Annotated in this window: 17 protein-coding genes; 15 read left to right on the top strand and 2 right to left on the bottom strand. The window is 69.9% G+C overall.

The features are described from left to right. Window positions 1-172 precede the first annotated feature (172 nt). The 4 genes from secD (at window position 173) to relA (ending at window position 6,301) form a co-directional block, all read left to right on the top strand. Window positions 173-1,939, top strand: coding sequence for a protein translocase subunit SecD (secD, locus tag ACFV20_RS24020; RefSeq protein WP_385659543.1), 1,767 nt, complete (start codon window positions 173-175; stop codon window positions 1,937-1,939). Between the two features lies 1 nt (window position 1,940). Further along, complete coding sequence (secF, locus tag ACFV20_RS24015; RefSeq protein ID WP_385659541.1) at window positions 1,941-3,044, top strand: protein translocase subunit SecF; 1,104 nt, start codon at window positions 1,941-1,943, stop codon at window positions 3,042-3,044. After that, window positions 3,041-3,580 carry an adenine phosphoribosyltransferase gene (locus ACFV20_RS24010; RefSeq protein ID WP_385659540.1) on the top strand — a complete coding sequence of 180 codons (540 nt, stop codon included), beginning with the start codon at window positions 3,041-3,043 and terminating at the stop codon, window positions 3,578-3,580. The genes secF and ACFV20_RS24010 overlap by 4 nt, the downstream gene beginning before the upstream one ends. 201 nt (window positions 3,581-3,781) lie before the next feature. Then, entirely contained in the window at window positions 3,782-6,301 is a 2,520-nt protein-coding gene (gene relA, locus ACFV20_RS24005) for a GTP pyrophosphokinase (RefSeq protein ID WP_385659538.1), read from the top strand. Between the two features lie 79 nt (window positions 6,302-6,380). Here relA and ACFV20_RS24000 read toward each other — a convergent pair whose 3' ends face one another. Both ACFV20_RS24000 and ACFV20_RS23995 read right to left on the bottom strand, forming a co-directional pair. Continuing rightward, window positions 6,381-7,610 (bottom strand): DUF349 domain-containing protein, encoded by a 1,230-nt coding sequence (locus ACFV20_RS24000; RefSeq protein WP_385659536.1) that lies wholly within the window; start codon window positions 7,608-7,610, stop codon window positions 6,381-6,383. Window positions 7,611-7,746: 136 nt separating this feature from the next. Then, window positions 7,747-8,592, bottom strand: a complete 846-nt coding sequence (locus ACFV20_RS23995) for a peptidylprolyl isomerase (RefSeq protein ID WP_385659534.1) — start codon at window positions 8,590-8,592, stop codon at window positions 7,747-7,749. Between the two features lie 167 nt (window positions 8,593-8,759). Here ACFV20_RS23995 and ACFV20_RS23990 point away from each other — a divergent pair, with 167 nt between their 5' ends. The 11 genes from ACFV20_RS23990 to ACFV20_RS23940 all read left to right on the top strand — a co-directional run bounded on the left by ACFV20_RS23990 (window position 8,760) and on the right by ACFV20_RS23940 (window position 20,918). Next, window positions 8,760-9,467, top strand: coding sequence for an MBL fold metallo-hydrolase (locus ACFV20_RS23990; protein ID WP_385659533.1), 708 nt, complete (start codon window positions 8,760-8,762; stop codon window positions 9,465-9,467). An 11-nt stretch (window positions 9,468-9,478) separates the two neighbouring features. Next, window positions 9,479-10,741 carry a histidine--tRNA ligase gene (gene hisS / locus ACFV20_RS23985; protein WP_385659531.1) on the top strand — a complete coding sequence of 421 codons (1,263 nt, stop codon included), beginning with the start codon at window positions 9,479-9,481 and terminating at the stop codon, window positions 10,739-10,741. 241 nt (window positions 10,742-10,982) lie between these two features. Further along, window positions 10,983-11,639, top strand: coding sequence for a vitamin K epoxide reductase family protein (locus ACFV20_RS23980; protein WP_385659529.1), 657 nt, complete (start codon window positions 10,983-10,985; stop codon window positions 11,637-11,639). A gap of 56 nt (window positions 11,640-11,695) precedes the next feature. Beyond that, the gene (locus tag ACFV20_RS23975) at window positions 11,696-13,048 is read left to right on the top strand and encodes a replication-associated recombination protein A (protein WP_385659528.1); all 1,353 of its coding nucleotides are present in this window, start codon (window positions 11,696-11,698) and stop codon (window positions 13,046-13,048) included. Between the two features lie 305 nt (window positions 13,049-13,353). Then, window positions 13,354-13,968: a 30S ribosomal protein S4 gene (rpsD, locus tag ACFV20_RS23970; RefSeq protein ID WP_010046470.1), complete on the top strand. Its 615-nt coding sequence runs from the start codon at window positions 13,354-13,356 to the stop codon at window positions 13,966-13,968. A gap of 298 nt (window positions 13,969-14,266) precedes the next feature. Further along, window positions 14,267-14,707, top strand: a complete 441-nt coding sequence (locus ACFV20_RS23965) for a DUF948 domain-containing protein (protein ID WP_385659526.1) — start codon at window positions 14,267-14,269, stop codon at window positions 14,705-14,707. Window positions 14,708-14,716: 9 nt separating this feature from the next. Next, window positions 14,717-15,079, top strand: a complete 363-nt coding sequence (locus tag ACFV20_RS23960) for a hypothetical protein (RefSeq protein WP_385659524.1) — start codon at window positions 14,717-14,719, stop codon at window positions 15,077-15,079. Beyond that, window positions 15,079-17,751 carry an alanine--tRNA ligase gene (alaS, locus tag ACFV20_RS23955; protein WP_385659522.1) on the top strand — a complete coding sequence of 891 codons (2,673 nt, stop codon included), beginning with the start codon at window positions 15,079-15,081 and terminating at the stop codon, window positions 17,749-17,751. The genes ACFV20_RS23960 and alaS overlap by 1 nt, the downstream gene beginning before the upstream one ends. Window positions 17,752-17,768: 17 nt before the next feature. Beyond that, a complete protein-coding gene (gene ruvX / locus ACFV20_RS23950) occupies window positions 17,769-18,233 on the top strand; it encodes a Holliday junction resolvase RuvX (RefSeq protein ID WP_385659521.1) in 465 nt (154 codons plus the stop codon). A 121-nt stretch (window positions 18,234-18,354) separates the two neighbouring features. Further along, on the top strand, window positions 18,355-20,079 hold the full coding sequence (gene mltG / locus ACFV20_RS23945; protein ID WP_385659519.1) for an endolytic transglycosylase MltG: 1,725 nt from the start codon (window positions 18,355-18,357) through the stop codon (window positions 20,077-20,079). 11 nt (window positions 20,080-20,090) lie between these two features. Continuing rightward, the gene (locus tag ACFV20_RS23940) at window positions 20,091-20,918 is read left to right on the top strand and encodes a shikimate dehydrogenase (RefSeq protein WP_385659517.1); all 828 of its coding nucleotides are present in this window, start codon (window positions 20,091-20,093) and stop codon (window positions 20,916-20,918) included. Window positions 20,919-20,961: the final 43 nt, after the last annotated feature.

The raw sequence follows: 20,961 nt of genomic DNA, 5'->3' as shown, positions 1-20,961 counted from the left end.
TTTGTTTTCCGCCGGCCGGGCGCGGGCGGGGGGTGGTGGGGGGGGGGGGGGGGGGGCGGCCCCCCCCCCCCCCCCCCCGGGACACGCCCAGCTCGCACGGAATCCCGACACCATGTCATGGCCGCCCGTCCGCCGATCCGGAGCGAGGTGGCCCGAGAGGGAGTACGAGAAGGTGGCCACACCTAAAAAGGGCAGGAACGCGAGCGCCCAGAGCAAGCCGGGGCGCTCGCTGGCCCTGATCCTGATCGCCATCGCGGCGCTCACCGGTGGAATGTTCGCCTCGGGGCACACCAAGCCGCGACTCGGCATCGACCTTGCCGGCGGTACGAGCATCACGCTCCGTGCGGTCCCCGAGGCCGGCAACGAGTCGGCGATCAACAAGACCAACATGGACACGGCCGTCTCCATCATGGAGCGCCGCGTCAACGGTCTGGGCGTCTCCGAGTCCGAGGTCCAGACGCAGGGCCGGGAAAACATCATCGTCAACATTCCCAAGGGCACCAACTCGGAGCAGGCCCGCAAGCAGGTCGGCACCACCGCCAAGCTCTACTTCCGCCCGGTCATCGCCACCGAGGTCTCCGGCGGCAAGGGCACGGCCAGCCCCTCCCCGAGCCCCACCGGCAGCCCCTCGGGCAAGCCGTCCGGCAAGGCGTCCGACAAGCCCGAGGCCACGGACAAGAACTCCGCCTCGCCGTCCGCCACGCCCACCACCCAGGGCCGCGCAGTCACCGACGGGCTGAAGGCCGACGCCACGCCGTCCGCGAGCGCGTCGGACAAGCCCGGATCCAGCCCCTCCCCGTCGGCGAGCGGCGGCAGCGCCGAGGCCGACGCGAGCGCGCTGCAGGCCAAGTACGCCAAGCTCGACTGCACGGACGCCAAGACCCGCTCCAGCGTGGGCGACGGCGTCAAGGCCTCCCAGCCCACCCTGGCCTGCGGCAAGAACGCGCAGGGCCAGTGGCAGAAGTACATCCTCGGCCCCGCCGAGGTCGACGGCACGGACGTCGACAAGGCCCAGGCCGTGCTGAACACCCAGACCGGCGCCGGCTGGACGGTCACGATGGACTTCACGGACGCCGGCGCCAAGAAGTTCGCGGACATCACCGGCAAGCTGGCGCAGAACCAGTCCCCGCAGAACCAGTTCGCGATCGTGCTGGATGGCGACGTCGTCTCCGACCCGTACGTCCGGCAGGCCCTGACCGGCGGCAACGCCGAGATCTCCGGCAACTTCAACCAGCAGTCCGCCCAGGACCTGTCCAACATGCTGAGCTACGGCGCCCTGCCGCTGACCTTCAAGGTCGACAGCATGACGACCGTGACCGCCGCGCTCGGCGGTGACCAGCTGCAGGCCGGTCTGATCGCCGGCGCGATCGGTCTGGCGCTCGTGGTCATCTACCTGCTGGCCTACTACCGGGGCCTGGCGTTCATCGCGATCCTCTCGCTGCTGGTCTCCGCCGCCCTCACCTACACGCTCATGGCCCTGCTCGGCCCGGCCATCGGCTTCGCGCTGAACCTGCCGGCGGTCTGCGGTGCCATCGTCGCGATCGGCATCACGGCGGACTCGTTCATCGTGTACTTCGAACGCGTCCGCGACGAGATCCGGGAAGGCCGCACCCTGCGCCCCGCCGTCGAGCGGGCCTGGCCGCGCGCCAGGCGCACCATCCTGGTCTCCGACTTCGTGTCGTTCCTCGCCGCCGCGGTGCTGTTCATCGTCACCGTCGGCAAGGTCCAGGGCTTCGCGTTCACGCTCGGCCTGACCACCCTGCTCGACGTGGTCGTCGTGTTCCTCTTCACCAAGCCGCTGCTGACGCTGATGGCCCGCCGTCCGTTCTTCGCGAACGGCCACAAGTGGTCCGGCCTCGACCCGAAGAGCCTGGGTGCCCAGCCGCCGCTGCGCCGCACCCGCCGTCCCTCCGCCCCCGTCGAGACGAAGGAGGCGTGAGATGTCGAAGCTCGGCACCCTCGGCGCCCGGTTGCACCGCGGCGAAGTCGGCTACGACTTCATCAAGAACCGCAAGATCTGGTACGGCCTGTCGATCCTGATCACCATCACGGCCATCGTCGGTCTGGCGGTGCGCGGGCTGAACATGGGCATCGAGTTCCAGGGCGGCGCCGTCTTCAACACCCCGAAGAACACCACCGCCTCGGTGTCCCAGGCGGAGGAGTACGCGGAGACGGCCTCCGGCCACGACGCGATCGTCCAGAAGCTCGGCGACGGCAGCCTGCGCATCCAGGTCGCGGGCATCGACACCGACGCCGCGAACAAGATCAAGAACACCCTCGCCGACGACCTCAAGATCGACTCGGAGCAGATCAACGCGGAGCTGGTCGGCCCCAGCTGGGGTGACCAGATCGCCGACAAGGCCTGGCAGGGCCTCGGCATCTTCCTGTTCCTCGTGGTGATCTACCTGGCGATCGCGTTCGAGTGGCGCATGGCGCTCGCCGCGTTCGTCGCGCTGATCCACGACATCACCATCACCGTCGGCATCTACGCCCTGGTCGGCTTCGAGGTCACACCGGGCACGGTGATCGGTCTGCTGACCATCCTCGGTTACTCGCTCTACGACACGGTCGTGGTCTTCGACAGCCTCAAGGAACAGACGAAGGACCTCACCAAGCAGACCCGCTGGACCTACAGCGACGTCGCCAACCGCTCGATCAACAGCACCCTGGTCCGCTCCATCAACACCACGGTGGTCGCGCTGCTGCCGGTCGCGGGCCTGCTGTTCATCGGTGGCGGTGTCCTCGGCGCCGGCATGCTGAACGACATCTCGCTGTCGCTGTTCGTCGGTCTCGCCGCCGGTGCCTACTCCTCGATCTTCATCGCCACGCCGCTCGTCGCCGACCTCAAGGAGCGCGAGCCGCAGATGAAGGCCCTGAAGAAGCGCGTCCTGGCCAAGCGGGCCAAGGGCGAGACCGAGGTCCGGGGCGAGGACGACGTGTACACGGACGAGCCCGAGGACGCCGCGCCCGCGGTGGTCGGGCCGCGCAACCAGCCCGCCTCGCGCACGCGTGGCCGCGGACGCCCCTCGGGGAAGCGCCGATGACCGAGATCAGGGACCTCCTCCTCAGCCGCATCAGGGACGTCGTGGACTACCCGGAGCCGGGCGTGATGTTCAAGGACATCACCCCGCTCCTGGCGGACCCGTCGGCGTTCACCGCCCTCACCGACGCCCTCGCCGAGATCGCCGCGCGCACCGGCGCCACCAAGGTCGTCGGCCTGGAGGCCCGGGGCTTCATCCTCGGCTCCCCGGTCGCCGTCCGCGCCGGTCTCGGCTTCATCCCCGTACGCAAGGCGGGCAAGCTCCCCGGAGCCACCCTCGCCCAGGCCTACGACCTGGAGTACGGCTCGGCCGAGATCGAGGTGCACGCCGAGGACCTCGCCGGCGAGGACCGGGTGCTGATCGTCGACGACGTCCTCGCCACCGGCGGCACCGCCGAGGCCTCGGTCCAGCTCATCCGCCGGGCCGGCGCCGAGGTCGCGGGTCTCGCCGTCCTCATGGAGCTCGGCTTCCTCGGCGGCCGCGCCCGCCTGGAACCGGCGCTCGGCGGCGCCCCGCTGGAGGCGCTGCTCACGGTCTGACGGCCGCACGGCCGCCCGTGCACACCGGCACGACACCGCGGAGGCGGGCCCCGGGGAATCCGGCGCCCGCCTCGTGCGTTATGGACGATTCCCCGGTAGACGGTCCTCACATTGGCCTGAAGGCGATCCCGGAGCCCGGGATCGCTACCATGGGGGTCCGGAGCCTGACCGGGGGACCCGGATCGCGCACGAGGAGTCCTCTTGCCAGACGAGGCCCAGCACCTGACCGCCGCCAAGCCCGAGTCCGCCTCGGCAGCCTCGGCCAAGCCCGCGCCGAACGCGCCCCACGCGAAGAACGACACCCGCGGGCCGGTCGAGCACGCCCAGGCGGCGCCGGTCGACAAGCCCGCCGAGCAGTCGCGGCCCAAGCCCACCCCGCCCGCGGTCCGTCAGGCGGCCGGCCAGCAGGCCCGCTCCGGCTCCTCCAACCGCGTCCGCGCCCGCCTCGCCCGCCTCGGTGTGCAGCGCGCGAACCCGTACAACCCGGTGCTCGAGCCGCTGCTGCGCATAGTGCGGGGCAACGACCCGAAGATCGAGACGGCCACGCTCCGCCAGATCGAGCGCGCCTACCAGGTCGCCGAGCGCTGGCACCGCGGCCAGAAGCGCAAGAGCGGCGACCCGTACATCACGCACCCCCTCGCCGTCACCACCATCCTCGCCGAGCTGGGCATGGATCCGGCCACGTTGATGGCCGGCCTGCTGCACGACACGGTCGAGGACACCGAGTACGGCCTGGACGACCTGCGCCGCGACTTCGGCGACGTCGTCACGCTGCTCGTCGACGGCGTCACCAAGCTGGACAAGGTCAAGTTCGGCGAGGCCGCGCAGGCCGAGACCGTGCGCAAGATGGTCGTCGCCATGGCCAAGGACCCGCGCGTCCTGGTCATCAAGCTCGCCGACCGCCTGCACAACATGCGCACCATGCGCTACCTCAAGCGCGAGAAGCAGGAGAAGAAGGCGCGCGAGACCCTCGAGATCTACGCGCCGCTCGCCCACCGCCTGGGCATGAACACCATCAAGTGGGAACTGGAGGACCTCGCCTTCGCGATCCTCTACCCCAAGATGTACGACGAGATCGTCCGGCTGGTGGCCGAGCGGGCACCGAAGCGCGACGAGTACCTGGCCATCGTCACCGACGAGGTCCAGCAGGACCTGCGCGCGGCCCGTATCAAGGCGACCGTCACCGGCCGCCCGAAGCACTACTACAGCGTCTACCAGAAGATGATCGTCCGCGGCCGGGACTTCGCGGAGATCTACGACCTGGTGGGCATCCGCGTCCTCGTGGAGACCGTCCGCGACTGCTACGCGGCCCTCGGCACCGTGCACGCGCGATGGAACCCGGTCCCCGGCCGGTTCAAGGACTACATCGCGATGCCCAAGTTCAACATGTACCAGTCGCTGCACACGACGGTCATCGGCCCCGGCGGCAAGCCGGTCGAGCTGCAGATCCGCACGTTCGACATGCACCGCCGCGCCGAGTACGGCATCGCCGCGCACTGGAAGTACAAGCAGGAGGCCGTCGCCGGCGCGTCCAAGGTGCGCACCGACGCCCCCAAGTCGTCCGGCAAGAGCAAGGACGACCACCTCAACGACATGGCGTGGCTGCGCCAGCTCCTCGACTGGCAGAAGGAGACCGAGGACCCGGGCGAGTTCCTGGAGTCCCTGCGCTTCGACCTGTCCCGTAACGAGGTCTTCGTCTTCACCCCCAAGGGCGACGTCATAGCGCTCCCCGCCGGGGCCACCCCGGTGGACTTCGCCTACGCGGTGCACACCGAGGTCGGGCACCGCACCATAGGCGCCCGCGTCAACGGCCGGCTGGTCCCGCTGGAGTCCACCCTCGACAACGGCGACCTGGTGGAGGTCTTCACCTCCAAGGCGGCCGGGGCCGGCCCCTCCCGGGACTGGCTCGGCTTTGTCAAGTCACCGCGCGCCCGCAACAAGATCCGCGCCTGGTTCTCCAAGGAGCGCCGCGACGAGGCGATCGAGCAGGGCAAGGACGCCATCGTCCGTGCGATGCGCAAACAGAACCTGCCGATCCAGCGCATCCTGACCGGCGACTCCCTGGTGACCCTCGCGCACGAGATGCGCTATGCCGACATCTCCGCGCTGTACGCGGCGATCGGCGAGGGCCATGTCTCCGCGCAGAACATCGTGCAGAAGCTGGTCCAGGCCCTGGGCGGCGAGGAGGCCGCCACCGAGGAGATCGACGAGTCGGTCCCGCCGGCCCGCGGCCGCAGCCGCAAGCGCCGCTCCAGCGCCGACCCGGGCGTCGTGGTCAAGGGCGTCGAGGACGTGTGGGTCAAGCTGGCCCGCTGCTGCACACCCGTCCCCGGCGACCCCATCATCGGCTTCGTCACCCGCGGCAGCGGGGTGTCGGTCCACCGCAGCGACTGTGTGAACGTCGACTCGCTTTCCCGTGAGCCCGAGCGCATCCTCGACGTCGAGTGGGCGCCCACCCAGTCCTCGGTCTTCCTGGTCGCCATCCAGGTCGAGGCCCTGGACCGCTCCCGGCTGCTCTCGGACGTCACGCGCGTGCTGTCCGACCAGCACGTCAACATCCTCTCCGCGGCCGTCCAGACCTCCCGCGACCGCGTCGCCACCTCCCGCTTCACCTTCGAGATGGGCGACCCGAAGCACTTGGGCCACGTCCTCAAGGCGGTCCGCGGAGTGGAGGGCGTCTACGACGTGTACCGGGTGACCTCGGCGCGCAGCAGGTCCTAACCGCCCACTGCGGCCACACGAGAGGGGGGCTGCCGTACGAGGTGTACGGGAGCCCCCCTCTCGCGTGCGCGTCGGCCGATCAGCCTCCGAACTCCTGCAGACCCTTCAGCGCCTGGTCCAGCAGCGCCTGCCGGCCGTCCAGCTCACGCTGGAGCTTGTCGGCCTTGGCGTTGTTGCCCTGCGCGCGGGCCTGCTCGATCTGACCCCGGAGCTTGTCCACGGCGGCCTGCAGCTGGCCGGTCAGACCCGCGGCACGCGCGCGTGCCTCCGGGTTCGTCCGGCGCCACTCGGCCTCCTCGGCCTCCTGGATGGCCCGCTCGACGGCGTGCATCCGGCCCTCGACCTTGGGCCGGGCGTCGCGCGGCACGTGGCCGATGGCCTCCCAGCGCTCGTTCACGTTCCGGAAGGCCGCGCGGGCCGCCTTCAGGTCCGTGACCGGCAGGAGCTTCTCGGCCTCCTCGGCCAGCTCCTCCTTCAGCTTCAGGTTCTCCGCCTGCTCGGCGTCCCGCTCCGCGAAGACCGAGCTGCGGGCCGCGAAGAAGACGTCCTGGGCACCGCGGAAGCGGTTCCACAGGTCGTCCTCGTGCTCGCGCTGAGCGCGGCCCGCGGCCTTCCACTCGGACATCAGCTCGCGGTAGCGCGCCGCCGTCGCGCCCCAGTCCGTCGAGTTCGACAGCGCCTCCGCCTCGGAGACCAGCCGCTCCTTGGTGCGGCGGGCCTCCTCGCGCTGCGCGTCCAGCTGCGCGAAGTGCTGCTTGCGCCGCTTGGAGAACGCCGACCGCGCGTGCGAGAAGCGGTGCCACAGTTCGTCGTCGGACTTGCGGTCCAGACGGGGCAGCCCCTTCCAGGTGTCCACCAGGGCCCGCAACCGCTCACCGGCCGCCCGCCACTGGTCGGACTGCGACAGCTCCTCCGCCTCGGCGACCAGCGCCTCCTTGGACTTGCGCGCCTCGTCGGACTGCTTCGCCCGCTGCGCCTTGCGCTCCTCGCGGCGCGCCTCCACCAGCTCCACGAGCTTGTCCAGCCGGACCCGCAGGGCGTCCAGGTCGCCCACCACGTGGTGCGCGTCGACCTGCTCCCGGATGTGGTCGATGGCGGCCTGGGCGTCCTTGGCCGACAGGTCGGTGGTCTTCACTCGCTTCTCGAGGAGGCCGATCTCGACAACCAGGCCCTCGTACTTGCGCTCGAAATAGGCCAGCGCCTCCTCGGGGGAGCCCGCCTGCCAGGAACCGACGACCTGCTCGCCGTCGGCCGTACGCACGTACACGGTCCCCGTCTCGTCGACGCGGCCCCACGGGTCGCTGCTCACAGCGCCTCCTCCACATGATGCCTGCGGGGGGCCTGAAGCTCCCCCGGGCATCGTCCACAGTTTCGTCACGGCCAACATAGGCGACCGGCGGGGGGCCTGTCCGCATCCCGCGCGACCGAAATTTCGCAGTTGGGGGTCAGGATTCGGTGATCGTGGCCTTGTTGATCACGACCGTCGCGTTGGGCGCCGTATTGCCCGTCTGAGGGTCGGGAGCCTGCGCCCCGGCGGCCGCGATCTTCTTCAGGACCTTCATGCCCGCCTCGGACACCGTACCGAACGGTGTGTAGTCGGCCGGCAGCTGACTGTCCTGGTAGACGAGGAAGAACTGGCTGCCCCCGGTGTTCCGGCCCTTCTTGGCCTGCGGGTTGTACTGGTTCGCCATCGCGACCGTGCCCGCCGGGTAGACCCCGCCCTTGAGGCTCTTGTCCTTGAGGTTCTCGTCCGGGATGGTGTAGCCCGGTCCGCCCATGCCGGTGCCCTGCGGGTCACCGCATTGCAGGACGTAGATGCCCTGGTCGGTGAGCCGGTGGCACTTGCTGTGGTCCAGGTAGCCCTTGCCGAGCAGGAAGTCGAACGAGTTGACGGTGTGCGGCGCGGCCGACGCCTTCAGCGCGACGTCTATCTCACCGCAGGTCGTGTCCAGCTTCATCGTGTACTGCGCGGACTTGTCGATGGTCATCGCCGGTTCCTTCTTCCAGGTCTGCGACTTGACCTTGCCCGGGGCCGGCTTCTCGCAGGGGTCCGGCGCCTTGCTGGGCGTCGCGCTCGGGCTGACCTCCGCGTTCGCGTTCTCCTTCTTGCCGTCGTCCTCGAACGGCTTGGTCAGGAAGACCGTCACCGAGAGCACCACGACCACGCCGAGAACCGAGGCGATCACGGAGTTGCGGATACGGGCCTTGCGTCGCGCGTCCGTGCGTCGCTGCTGCTGCCGCAAGAACTTCTCCCGGGCGAGCTGACGCCGCCGCTGTTCCTGGCTGACCACCGGGTTCTCTCCTCATGGGTCTCGAACGTCGACCGGTACGCCTGCGTCCTGAGTGCCGAGCGCCTGCGTGTGCCCCGTACCGTATATGGGTTCGCTGAGGAATCGGCAGCGCCGGTAGGCTCTGTGAGCAGCCGTAGCCGCCCGTATCGACACAACGAAGGACGATCGTGCTCATTGCCGGGTTCCCCGCCGGGGCCTGGGGGACGAACTGCTACCTCGTCGCCCCCGCCGCCGGTGAGGAGTGCGTGATCATCGACCCCGGCCATCAGGCCGCCGACGGCGTCGAGGAAGCGATCAGGAAGCATCGCCTCAAGCCGGTGGCCGTCGTCCTCACCCACGGCCACATCGACCACGTCGCCTCGGTCGTCCCGGTGTGCGGCGCGCACGACGTGCCGGCCTGGATCCACCCCGACGACCGGTACATGATGAGCGACCCCGAGAAGGGGATCGGCCGCTCCATCGGCATGCCGCTGCTGGGCGAGCTGACCGTGGGGGAGCCGGACGATGTCAAGGAACTGGCCGACGGGGCGAAGCTGGAACTGGCCGGCCTGGAGCTGTCCGTCGCGCACGCGCCCGGCCATACCAAGGGGTCGGTGACCTTCGGCATGCCCGAGGCGGCGGACATCCCGCCGATCCTGTTCTCGGGCGACCTGCTGTTCGCCGGCTCCATCGGACGCACCGACCTGCCCGGCGGTGACATGGCCGAGATGCTCGACTCGCTGGCCCGCGTGTGCCTGCCGCTCGACGACTCGACCGTGGTGCTGTCCGGCCACGGCCCCCAGACGACCATCGGCCAGGAGCGCGCCACCAACCCGTATCTGCGGCAGGTGGCGGCCGGCCAGGGAGCTCCCGAGGCTCCCCGACGAGGAATGTGACGAGACCTTCCGTGAGCACCTTCAAGGCCCCCAAGGGCACGTACGACCTGATCCCGCCGGACAGCGCCAAGTACCTGGCCGTCCGTGAGGCGATCGCCGCCCCGCTGCGCAACTCCGGCTACGGCTACATCGAGACGCCGGGCTTCGAGAACGTCGAGCTCTTCGCGCGCGGCGTCGGCGAGTCCACCGACATCGTCACCAAGGAGATGTACGCCTTCGAGACCAAGGGCGGCGACCGGCTCGCCCTGCGCCCCGAGGGGACGGCCTCCGTCCTGCGCGCCGCGCTGGAGGCCAACCTGCACAAGGCGGGCAACCTCCCGGTCAAGCTCTGGTACTCCGGCTCGTACTACCGCTACGAGCGTCCCCAGAAGGGCCGCTACCGCCACTTCTCGCAGGTCGGTGCCGAGGCGATCGGCGCGGAGGACCCGGCGCTGGACGCCGAGTTGATCATCCTGGCCGACCAGGCGTACCGCTCGCTGGGCCTGAGCGACTTCCGGATCCTGCTCAACAGCCTCGGCGACCAGGAGTGCCGGCCGGTGTACCGGTCGGCGCTGCAGGAGTTCCTGCGCGGCCTGGACCTCGACGAGGACACCCTGCGCCGCGCGGAGATCAACCCGCTGCGCGTCCTGGACGACAAGCGCGAGGCGGTCCAGAAGCAGCTGGGGGACGCGCCCCTGCTGCGGGACTACCTGTGCGACGCGTGCAAGGCGTACCACGAGGAGGTGCGCGAGCTGATCACGGCGGCGGGCGTCTCCTTCGAGGACGACCCGAAGCTGGTGCGCGGCCTGGACTACTACACCCGCACCACCTTCGAGTTCGTCCACGACGGCCTCGGCTCCCAGTCCGCGGTGGGCGGCGGCGGCCGTTACGACGGTCTGTCCGAGATGATCGGCGGTCCCGCGCTGCCGTCCGTCGGCTGGGCCCTCGGCGTCGACCGCACGGTCCTCGCCCTGGAGGCGGAGGGCGTCGAGCTCGAACTGCCCGCCACCACCAGCGTGTTCGCCGTCCCGCTCGGCGAGGAGGCCCGCCGCGTCCTGTTCGCCAAGGTCACCGAGCTGCGCAAGAACGGCATCGCGGCCGACTTCTCCTACGGCGGCAAGGGCCTCAAGGGCGCCATGAAGAACGCCAACCGCAGCGGCGCCCGCTACACGGTCGTCGCCGGTGAACGCGACCTCGCCGAGGGCGTCGTCCAGCTCAAGGACATGGAGTCGGGCGAGCAGACGGCGGTGGGCGTCAACGAGATCGTGGCCGAGCTGGAGGCCAGGCTCGGCTGAGTGCCGCGGAGGGCGCCGGGGTCTCCCGGCGCCCTGCGCACCGCGCCGGAGCGTCAACTCCGGTCACGTCGACGACGAGGTCGTACCCCTGTGCGCCCATGCGACGAGAGACGGCCGGAATGCACCCCTCGGGGACGACCGGACGGACATCCTTATGTCCACTGAACGGTGGACGGCGGCCCCGTTGCGGCACAATGGCCCTGCCCGAAGATGTTCAGGTCTCAAGTGACGGATCGGCGTGATGAGCAAGACGACAGTCAAGGACGTCTCCACGGAGCCCGAGCCGCAGCGCGCCGAGAGCGCGCCCCGGGCGGAGGGCGGCAGCCGGGCCCTCGCCCTGCTGCTGGTGATCACCGGCGCGGCCGGACTGCTCGCCGCCTGGGTCATCACGATCGACAAGTTCAAGATCCTCGAAGCCAAGGTCGAGGGCAAGACGTTCACGCCCGGCTGCAGTTTCAACCCCGTGGTCTCCTGCGGCAGCGTCATGGAGAGCAAGCAGGCCGCGGTCTTCGGGTTCCCCAACCCGATGCTCGGCCTCGTCTGCTACGGGATCGTCGTCGGCGTCGGCATGGCCCTGCTCGCCCGGGCCCGCTTCCCGCGCTGGTACTGGCTCACCTTCAACGCCGGCTGCCTCTTCGGCGTGGGCTTCTGCGCCTGGCTGATGTTCCAGTCCCTGTACCGGATCAACGCGCTCTGCCTGTGGTGCAGCCTCGCCTGGGTCGCCACCATCCTGATGTTCTGGTACGTGACGTCGTTCAACATCCGCAAGGGCTTCCTGCCCGCCCCGAGCTGGCTCAAGAGCTTCTTCGGCGAGTTCACCTGGGTGATGCCCGTGCTGCACATCGGCATCATCGGCATGCTGATCCTGACCCGCTGGTGGGACTTCTGGCTCAGCTGAGCCGCCGGATCCGGGGCCCGGCCGGACTGTCAGTGCCGTGAATTAGGGTTTTGGACGTGGAGCCCGACCTGTTCACCGCCGCAGCCGAAGAACGCCAGGAGAAGGAGCCGTCCAGCAGCCCCCTGGCCGTTCGCATGCGCCCGCGCACCCTCGACGAGGTCGTGGGCCAGCAGCATCTGCTCAAGCCGGGATCCCCGCTGCGCAGACTGGTGGGGGAGGCCTCCGGCCCGGCCGGCCCCTCCTCGGTGCTCCTGTGGGGCCCGCCCGGCACCGGCAAGACCACCCTGGCCTATGTCGTCTCCAAGGCGACCGACGCCCGCTTCGTGGAGCTCTCGGCGATCACCGCCGGCGTCAAGGAGGTCCGCGCGGTCATCGACGGTGCCCGCCGCGCCTCCGGCGGCTACGGCAAGGAGACCGTCCTCTTCCTCGACGAGATCCACCGCTTCAGCAAGGCCCAGCAGGACTCCCTGCTCCCTGCCGTCGAGAACCGCTGGGTGACGCTCATCGCCGCGACGACGGAGAACCCGTACTTCTCGGTGATCTCACCCCTGCTGTCCCGCTCGCTGCTGCTCACCCTCGAACCGCTCACGGACGACGACATCAGGGCCCTCATCCGGCGCGCCCTCACCGACGAGCGCGGCCTCAAGGACGCCGTCACCCTCCCCGAGGAGACCGAGGACCACCTCCTGCGCATCGCAGGCGGCGACGCCCGCCGCGCCCTGACCGCCCTGGAGGCGGCCGCCGGAGCAGCGCTCGACAAGGGTGAGGCGGAGATCGGCCTGACGACCCTGGAGGAGACGGTCGACCGGGCCGCCGTGAAGTACGACCGCGACGGCGACCAGCACTACGACGTGGCGAGCGCCCTGATCAAGTCCATCCGCGGCTCGGACGTCGACGCCGCGCTGCACTACCTGGCCCGGATGATCGAGGCCGGCGAGGACCCCCGCTTCATCGCCCGCCGCCTGATGATCTCCGCCAGCGAGGACATCGGCCTGGCCGACCCGACCGCCCTGCAGACGGCGGTCGCCGCCGCCCAGGCCGTGGCCATGATCGGTTTCCCCGAGGCCGCCCTCACCCTCAGCCACGCCACCATCGCCCTCGCCCTGGCTCCCAAGTCCAACGCCGCGACCACCGCGATCGGCGCCGCCCTGGAGGACGTCCGCAAGGGCCTGGCCGGCCCTGTCCCCGCCCACCTGCGGGACAGTCACTACAAGGGCGCGACCAAGCTCGGCCACGGCCAGGGCTACGTCTACCCGCACGACCTGCCCGAGGGCATCGCCGCCCAGCAGTACGCCCCGGACGAGCTGAAGGACCGCGAGTACTACGCACCGACCCGGCACGGCGCCGAGGCCCGCTACGCGGACGCGGTGGAGTGGACCCGGAAGAACCTCGGTCGAAAGCGGTCCTGAGCACCCTGTAAACTCGTCCGGAGTGCCGCGTCCCGTGCAGTCAGAACGGGACAGCCGGCCGGAGTCCCGATCCCCCGGGATCGGCTCCAGGAGCGTCGCGCACCGTCGAACGGTGTCGCGGGCAGCCCACCACCACCCGTCCCGCGACGGGAGCGGTCGGTGGGCCACTCGCGTGCTGCACGTATGTGCCCAGACCAGGGGAGCGGCTGCCCACCCGGGCCCGACAGGGTCCCAGGCGGGTTTCCCCGGCTGCGGATGCGACCTCCCACCACCCTGACAAGCCGATACAACGAAAGCGAAAAACAGTGGCGAACCAGTCCCGCCCCAAGGTCAAGAAGTCGCGTGCCCTCGGCATCGCGCTGACCCCGAAGGCCGTCAAGTACTTCGAGGCCCGCCCCTACCCCCCGGGTGAGCACGGCCGCGGCCGCAAGCAGAACTCGGACTACAAGGTCCGTCTGCTCGAGAAGCAGCGTCTGCGCGCGCAGTACGACGTGTCCGAGCGCCAGCTCGTCCGCGCCTACGAGCGTGCCTCCAAGGTCCAGGGCAAGACCGGTGAGGCCCTGATCATCGAGCTCGAGCGTCGTCTCGACGCCCTGGTCCTGCGTTCGGGCATCGCCCGCACCATCTACCAGGCCCGTCAGATGGTCGTCCACGGCCACATCGCGGTCAACGGCAAGAAGGTCGACAAGCCCTCCTTCCGCGTCCGCCCGGACGACGTCGTCCAGGTCCGTGAGCGCTCCAAGGAGAAGACCCTCTTCACGATCGCTCGTGAGGGTGGCTTCGCCCCCGACGGTGAGACCCCGCGCTACCTCCAGGTGAACCTCAAGGCCCTGGCGTTCCGCCTGGACCGCGAGCCGAACCGCAAGGAGATCCCGGTGATCTGCGACGAGCAGCTCGTCGTCGAGTACTACGCCCGCTGATCCACGGCAGGCACGCGGTACCCCGGCCCGCCGTCTCCCCGCCCCTCCGGGCGGGCGAGGCGGCGGGCTTTCGCGTTGCCCGGCCGAGGGGGCGCTCCGACGCGGGCTGTCGCGTTCGCCCTGGCCGGAGGGCGATCCGGCGCGGGCTTCGGCGATCGACCCGGTGGCAGAGGGCGATGCGGAGAGGGCTTTCGCCATCGACCCGGTGCCGGAGGGTAATCCGGTACGGAGCGCCACCCCCGGCGCGATAGGCTCGTCGCACGACTTTTTCGATGTTCAGGCACGTTTCAGGGAGCGGGTGCACACAGTGTCCGGTGGAGAGGTTGCCGGGATTCTGGTGGCCGTCTTCTGGGCGATCCTGGTCTCCTTCCTCGCCGTCGCACTGGCGAGGGTGGCCCAGACGCTCAAGGCGACCACCAAGCTCGTGGCGGACGTGACCGACCAGGCCGTCCCGCTGCTGGCCGACGCCTCCGCGGCGGTGCGCTCCGCGCAGACCCAGATCGACCGGGTCGACTCGATCGCCTCCGACGTACAAGAGGTCACGTCGAACGCCTCCGCGCTGTCGACCACCGTCGCCTCCACCTTCGGCGGCCCCCTGGTCAAGGTCGCGGCCTTCGGCTACGGCGTGCGCCGGGCCCTCGGCGGCGGCAAGGAGGACGTGCCCGGCAAGGCGTCCAGGCGTACCGTGATCGTGGGCCGCACGGTGACCCGGCGCAGCGCCCGAGACAAGAGGGACTGAGAGCCAGCGATGTTCCGCCGTACCTTCTGGTTCACCACGGGCGTCGCCGCCGGTGTGTGGGCCACCACCAAGGTCAATCGCAAGCTGAAGCAGCTGACCCCCGAGAGCCTTGCCAGAACCGCCGGGAACAAGGCGCTCGAGGCCGGTCACCGCATCAAGGACCGAGCGGTCGGCTTCGCGCTCGACGTCAGGGACAACATGGCCCTGCGGGAGGCCGAACTCGGCGACGCCCTCGGGATCAACGAGAATCCCGAACTCCCCGCGCCCCGGCGGCACATCGCCATCGAGAACCGCAACAACCCCAAGTACGTCGACGGTTCGCAGCACCAGACGTACCAGACGTACCCGTACAACCGGAATGAGGACCACTGATGGAGTCGGCTGAGATTCGCCGCCGCTGGTTGAGCTTCTTCGAGGAGCGCGGTCACACCGTCGTCCCTTCGGCGTCGCTCATCGCGGACGACCCGACTCTGCTCCTCGTCCCGGCCGGCATGGTGCCCTTCAAGCCCTACTTCCTGGGAGAGGTCAAGCCGCCCTTCACGCGCGCCACCAGCGTGCAGAAGTGCGTGCGCACGCCGGACATCGAAGAGGTCGGCAAGACCACCCGGCACGGCACGTTCTTCCAGATGTGCGGCAACTTCTCCTTCGGTGACTACTTCAAGGAAGGCGCCATCAAGTTCGCCTGGGAGCTGCTCACCAGCCCCCAGGACAAGGGCGGTTACGGCCTCGACCCCGAGCGCCTGTGGATCACCGTCTACAAGGACGACGACGAGGCCGAGCAGATCTGGCACGAGGTCGTCGGCGTGCCGAAGGAGCGCATCCAGCGCCTCGGCATGAAGGACAACTTCTGGTCCATGGGCGTGCCCGGCCCCTGCGGTCCCTGCTCCGAGATCAACTACGACCGCGGCCCCGAGTTCGGCGCCGAGGGCGGCCCCGCCGTCAACGACGAGCGGTACGTGGAGATCTGGAACCTCGTCTTCATGCAGTACGTGCGCGGCGAGGGCATCGGCAAGGACAACTTCGAGATCCTCGGCGAACTGCCCAGCAAGAACATCGACACGGGCCTCGGCCTGGAGCGTCTCGCCATGATTCTGCAGGGCGTGCAGAACATGTACGAGATCGACACCTCCATGGCCGTCATCAAGAAGGCCACCGAGCTGACCGGCGTGGCCTACGGCGACGCCCACGAGTCGGACGTCTCCCTGCGCGTGGTCACCGACCACATGCGCACCTCCGTGATGCTGATCGGCGACGGTGTCACCCCCGGCAACGAGGGCCGCGGCTACGTCCTGCGCCGCATCATGCGCCGCGCCATCCGCAACATGCGCCTGCTCGGCGCCACCGGTCCGGTCGTCAAGGACCTGGTCGACACCGTGATCGAGATGATGGGCCAGCAGTACCCCGAGCTCATCACCGACCGCGAGCGCATCGAGAAGGTCGCCCTCGCCGAGGAGAACGCCTTCCTCAAGACGCTCAAGGCCGGCACCAACATCCTCGACACGGCCGTCACCGACACCAAGGCCGCCGGCGGCACCGTCCTGCCCGGCGACAAGGCCTTCCTGCTCCACGACACCTGGGGCTTCCCGATCGACCTCACCCTGGAGATGGCCGCCGAACAGGGCCTCTCCGTGGACGAGGAGGGCTTCCGCCGCCTGATGAAGGAGCAGCGGGAGCGCGCCAAGGCCGACGCCCAGGCCAAGAAGACCGGGCACGCCGGCGCCGGCGCCTACCGTGAGATCGCCGACCAGGCCGGTGCCACCGACTTCATCGGCTACACCGACACCGAGTCCGAGTCCACGATCGTCGGCATCCTCGTCGACGGCGCCTCCTCCCCGGCCGCCACCGAGGGCGACGAGGTCGAGATCGTCCTCGACCGCACCCCCTTCTACGCCGAGGGCGGCGGCCAGATCGGCGACACCGGCCGCATCAAGGTCGACACCGGTGCCGTCATCGAGGTCCGCGACTGCCAGAAGCCGGTCCCGGGTGTCTACGTGCACAAGGGCGTCGTCCAGGTCGGCGAGGTGACCGTCGGCGCCAAGGCTCACGCCTCGATCGACTCCCGCCGCCGCAAGGCCATCGCCCGTGCCCACTCGGCCACGCACCTGACCCACCAGGCCCTGCGCGACGCCCTCGGCCCGACGGCCGCCCAGGCCGGTTCCGAGAACCAGCCCGGCCGCTTCCGCTTCGACTTCGGCTCGCCCTCGGCCGTCCCGACGGCCGTGATGACCGACGTCGAGCAGAAGATCAACGAGGTGCTCGCCCGCGACCTGGACGTCCGCGCCGACGTCATGGGCATCGACGAGGCCAAGAAGCAGGGCGCCATCGCCGAGTTCGGCGAGAAGTACGGCGAGCGCGTCCGCGTGGTCACCATCGGCGACTTCTCCAAGGAGCTGTGCGGCGGCACCCACGTGCACAACACCGCCCAGCTGGGCCTGGTCAAGCTGCTCGGCGAGTCCTCCATCGGCTCCGGTGTCCGCCGCATCGAGGCCCTGGTCGGCGTGGACGCCTACAACTTCCTCGCCCGCGAGCACACGGTCGTCGCCCAGCTCCAGGAGCTGATCAAGGGCCGACCGGAGGAGCTCCCGGAGAAGGTCTCCGCCATGCTCGGCAAGCTCAAGGACGCCGAGAAGGAGATCGAGAAGTTCCGCGCCGAGAAGGTCCTCCAGGCCGCCGCCGGTCTCGCCGAGTCGGCCAAGGACATCCGCGGCGTTGCTGTCGTGACCGGTCAGGTCCCGGACGGCACGACCGCCGACGACCTGCGGAAGCTGGTCCTCGACGTGCGCGGACGCATCCAGGGCGGGCGGGCCGCCGTCGTCGCCCTGTTCACGGTGGCGAACGGTAAGCCGCTCACGGTCATCGCCACCAACGAGGCCGCCCGCGAGCGCGGCCTGAAGGCCGGCGACCTCGTCCGCACGGCCGCCAAGACCCTCGGCGGCGGCGGAGGCGGCAAGCCGGACGTCGCCCAGGGCGGCGGCCAGAACCCTGCCGCCATCGGTGACGCCGTGGACGCCGTGGAGCGTCTGGTCACCGAGACGGCCAAGTAAGAGACGGGTCGGACAGCATGCGCAGAGGACGTCGACTCGCGATCGACGTCGGGGACGCCCGCATCGGGGTCGCCTCGTGCGACCCCGACGGGATCCTCGCCACCCCGGTGGAGACGGTCCCGGGGCGTGACATCCCCGCAGCTCAGCGACGGTTGAAGCAACTCGTCGAGGAGTACGAGCCCCTGGAGGTCGTGGTCGGTCTCCCACGCTCCCTCAAAGGGGGCGAGGGCCCGGCCGCGGTCAAGGTCCGGGGCTTCACCCAGGAACTGGCCCGCATGATCTCACCGGTTCCGGTGAGACTCGTCGACGAACGCATGACGACGGTGACGGCCAGCCAGGGACTGCGCGCCTCGGGCGTGAAGTCCAAGAAGGGCCGGTCCGTCATCGACCAGGCAGCGGCCGTGATCATCCTGCAACAGGCCCTCGAATCCGAACGGGTGTCAGGTAAAGCACCCGGCGAAGGCGTCGAAGTGGTCATCTGATCGCGGTACGGTAACGTTCCGCGCGATGCGGCGGCATTCGAACAGCCACCGCACAGCAAGAGGCGGGGCGGGAGCCGGGCCGGAAGCCGCGCGACCGCCGCCTCGCGGCTCTAGGGGATCGATGACTGAGTATGGCCGGGGCCAAGGCTCCGAACCGTGGCATCCGGAGGACCCGTTGTACGGGGACGGCGGATGGGACGGGCAGCACGCCCACCAGGGTCAGCAGCCCCCCTACGGCGGCCAGCCGCAGCACTATCCACAGCAGCCGCAGCAGCAGTACGGCGACTGGGGCGCCGGTGACCAGTCCGGCTACGGTCAGGCGCAGCAGCAGTACCCGTACGACCAGCAGTACGCGGCGCAGGCCCATGGTCACCAGCAGTACCCCGGCCCCCAGGGTCCCGGACCCCAGCAGCCCCAGGGCTACCCCCCGCAGCAGTACGACACCGGCGGCTGGGCCACCGGCTCCCACCAGCAGGTCCCGTACCCCGGTGACCCCCAGGACCCGTACGGCCAGCAGGCCGGTGCGTACGACGCGGGCCGGCAGGACTACTACGGCACGCCCGACGCCTATCCACCCCCGGAGCCGCCCGGCCGGCGCGGGGTCGAGCCCGAACTGGCCGCACCGGAACCGGAGACGGACTGGGACCCCGGCCCCGACCAGGGCGAGCACGCCTTCTTCGCGGGCGGGGACGACGATGACGACGGTGACGAGCCGGAGGGGCGTCGCGGGCGCGACGACAAGCGGGGACGCGGCGGCGGCACACCGAAGAAGCGCCGCAACGGCATGGCCTGCCTGCTGGTCGCCGTGATCCTCGGCGGCGGTCTGGCGGGTGTGAGCTACTTCGGCTACCAGTTCTACCAGGACCGTTTCGGTGACGCCCCGGACTTCGCGGGGGACGGCAACGGGCAGCAGGTGTCCGTCGAGATCCCCGCGGGGTCGGACGGGTACGCGATCGGGCGGGCGCTGAAGTCCGCCGGTGTCGTCAGGAGCGTCGACGCCTTCGTCTCGGCCCAGGCCGACAACCCCGAGGGCCGGAGCATCCAGGACGGCGTGTACACGCTGCAGAAGCAAATGTCGGCCGCCAGCGCGGTCGAACTGATGCTCAGTCCGAAGAGCCGCGACAACCTGATCATCGCCGAGGGCCGGCGCAACGCCGACATCTACCGCCTGATCGACAAGCGGCTGGGCGTCAAGGCGGGCACCACCGCGGCGGTGGCCGAGAAGGACTACAAGAAGCTCGGCCTGCCCGCGTGGGCGCAGAACCACGCCCAGGTCAAGGACCCGCTGGAAGGCTTCCTCTACCCCTCCAGCTACGGCGTGAGCGAGGGGCAGAAGCCCGCCGAGGTCCTGAAGCAGATGGTCGCCCGGGCCACCGCGACGTACGAGAAGCTCGGGGTCGAGAAGAAGGCCGAGAGCCTCGGACTCGAGGACCCGTGGCAGCTCGTCACCGTCGCCAGTCTGGTCCAGGCCGAGGGCACCAGCCACGACGACTTCCGCAAGATGGCCGAGGTCGTCTACAACCGCATGAAGCCCGGGAACCCGCAGACCAACGGCATGCTGGAGTTCGACTCCACCTACAACTACATCAAGAACCAGAGCAAGATCGACCTGAGTCTGAGCGAACTGCGGAACTACGACAACCCGTACAACACGTACTTCCACAAGGGGCTGCCGCCCGGTCCGATCGACAACCCGGGCGAGGACGCGATCAAGGGCGCCCTGAAGCCGACGGACGACGGCTGGTACTACTTCATCTCGCTCGACGGCAAGACCAGCAAGTTCACGAAGACGAACGCCGAACACCAGAAGCTGGTCGACAAGTTCAACGCCTCGCGGAACAACTGAGGAACCCCCTGATGGCCGCACCCCGTCGAGCCGCCGTGCTCGGCTCCCCGATCGCCCACTCGCTCTCGCCGGTCCTGCACCGCGCGGCCTACCGGGAGTTGGGCCTGGCCGACTGGACCTACGACAGGTTCGAGGTCGACGAGGCCGGGCTGGCCGGGTTCTTCGAGGCGCTCGGGCCCGAGTGGGCCGGGCTCTCGCTGACCATGCCGTTGAAGCGGGCCGTGATCCCGCTGCTCGACGAGATCAGCCGGACCGCCGCCTCGGTCGACGCCGTCAACACGGTCGTCCGCACCGGGGACGGACGCAGCATCGGCGACAACACCGACATCCCCGGCATGGTCGCCGCCCTGCGGGAGCACGGCATCGACAAGGTCGACGCCGCCGCCGTCCTCGGTGCCGGCGCCACCGCCTCCTCCGCGCTCGCCGCGCTGGCCCGGATCTGCCCGGGCGAGATCACCGTCTACGTGCGCAGCGAGGCCCGGGCCGCCGAGATGCGGCAGTGGGCCGAGCGGCTCGACGTCGCCGTCCGTATAGCCGACTGGGCGGACGCCGAGCAGGCCCTGCGCGCCCCGCTGGTGATCAGCACCACACCGGCCGGTGTCACCGACGCCCTCGCCCGGTCCGTGCCGGAGCGCCCGGCCGCCCTCTTCGACGTCCTCTACGACCCCTGGCCCACCGACCTCGCAGCCCGCTGGTCGGCGTACGGCGGTGCCGTCGTCAGCGGCCTCGACCTGCTGGTGCACCAGGCCGTGCTCCAGGTCGAGCAGATGACGGGGAGGGCACCGGCGCCCCTGGACGCCATGCGAAAAGCGGGCGAGCGGGCTCTCGCCGACCGATAAGATCCGCTCTCGGTTCCGCAGGGGGCGGAACAGGGGAGGGGAA

The organism is Streptomyces sp. NPDC059696, from assembly GCF_042733745.1.
GTDB lineage: Bacteria > Actinomycetota > Actinomycetes > Streptomycetales > Streptomycetaceae > Streptomyces.
The sequence above is the reverse complement of the archived record's forward strand: the minus strand, read 5'-3'. Positions and strand labels throughout refer to the sequence as shown.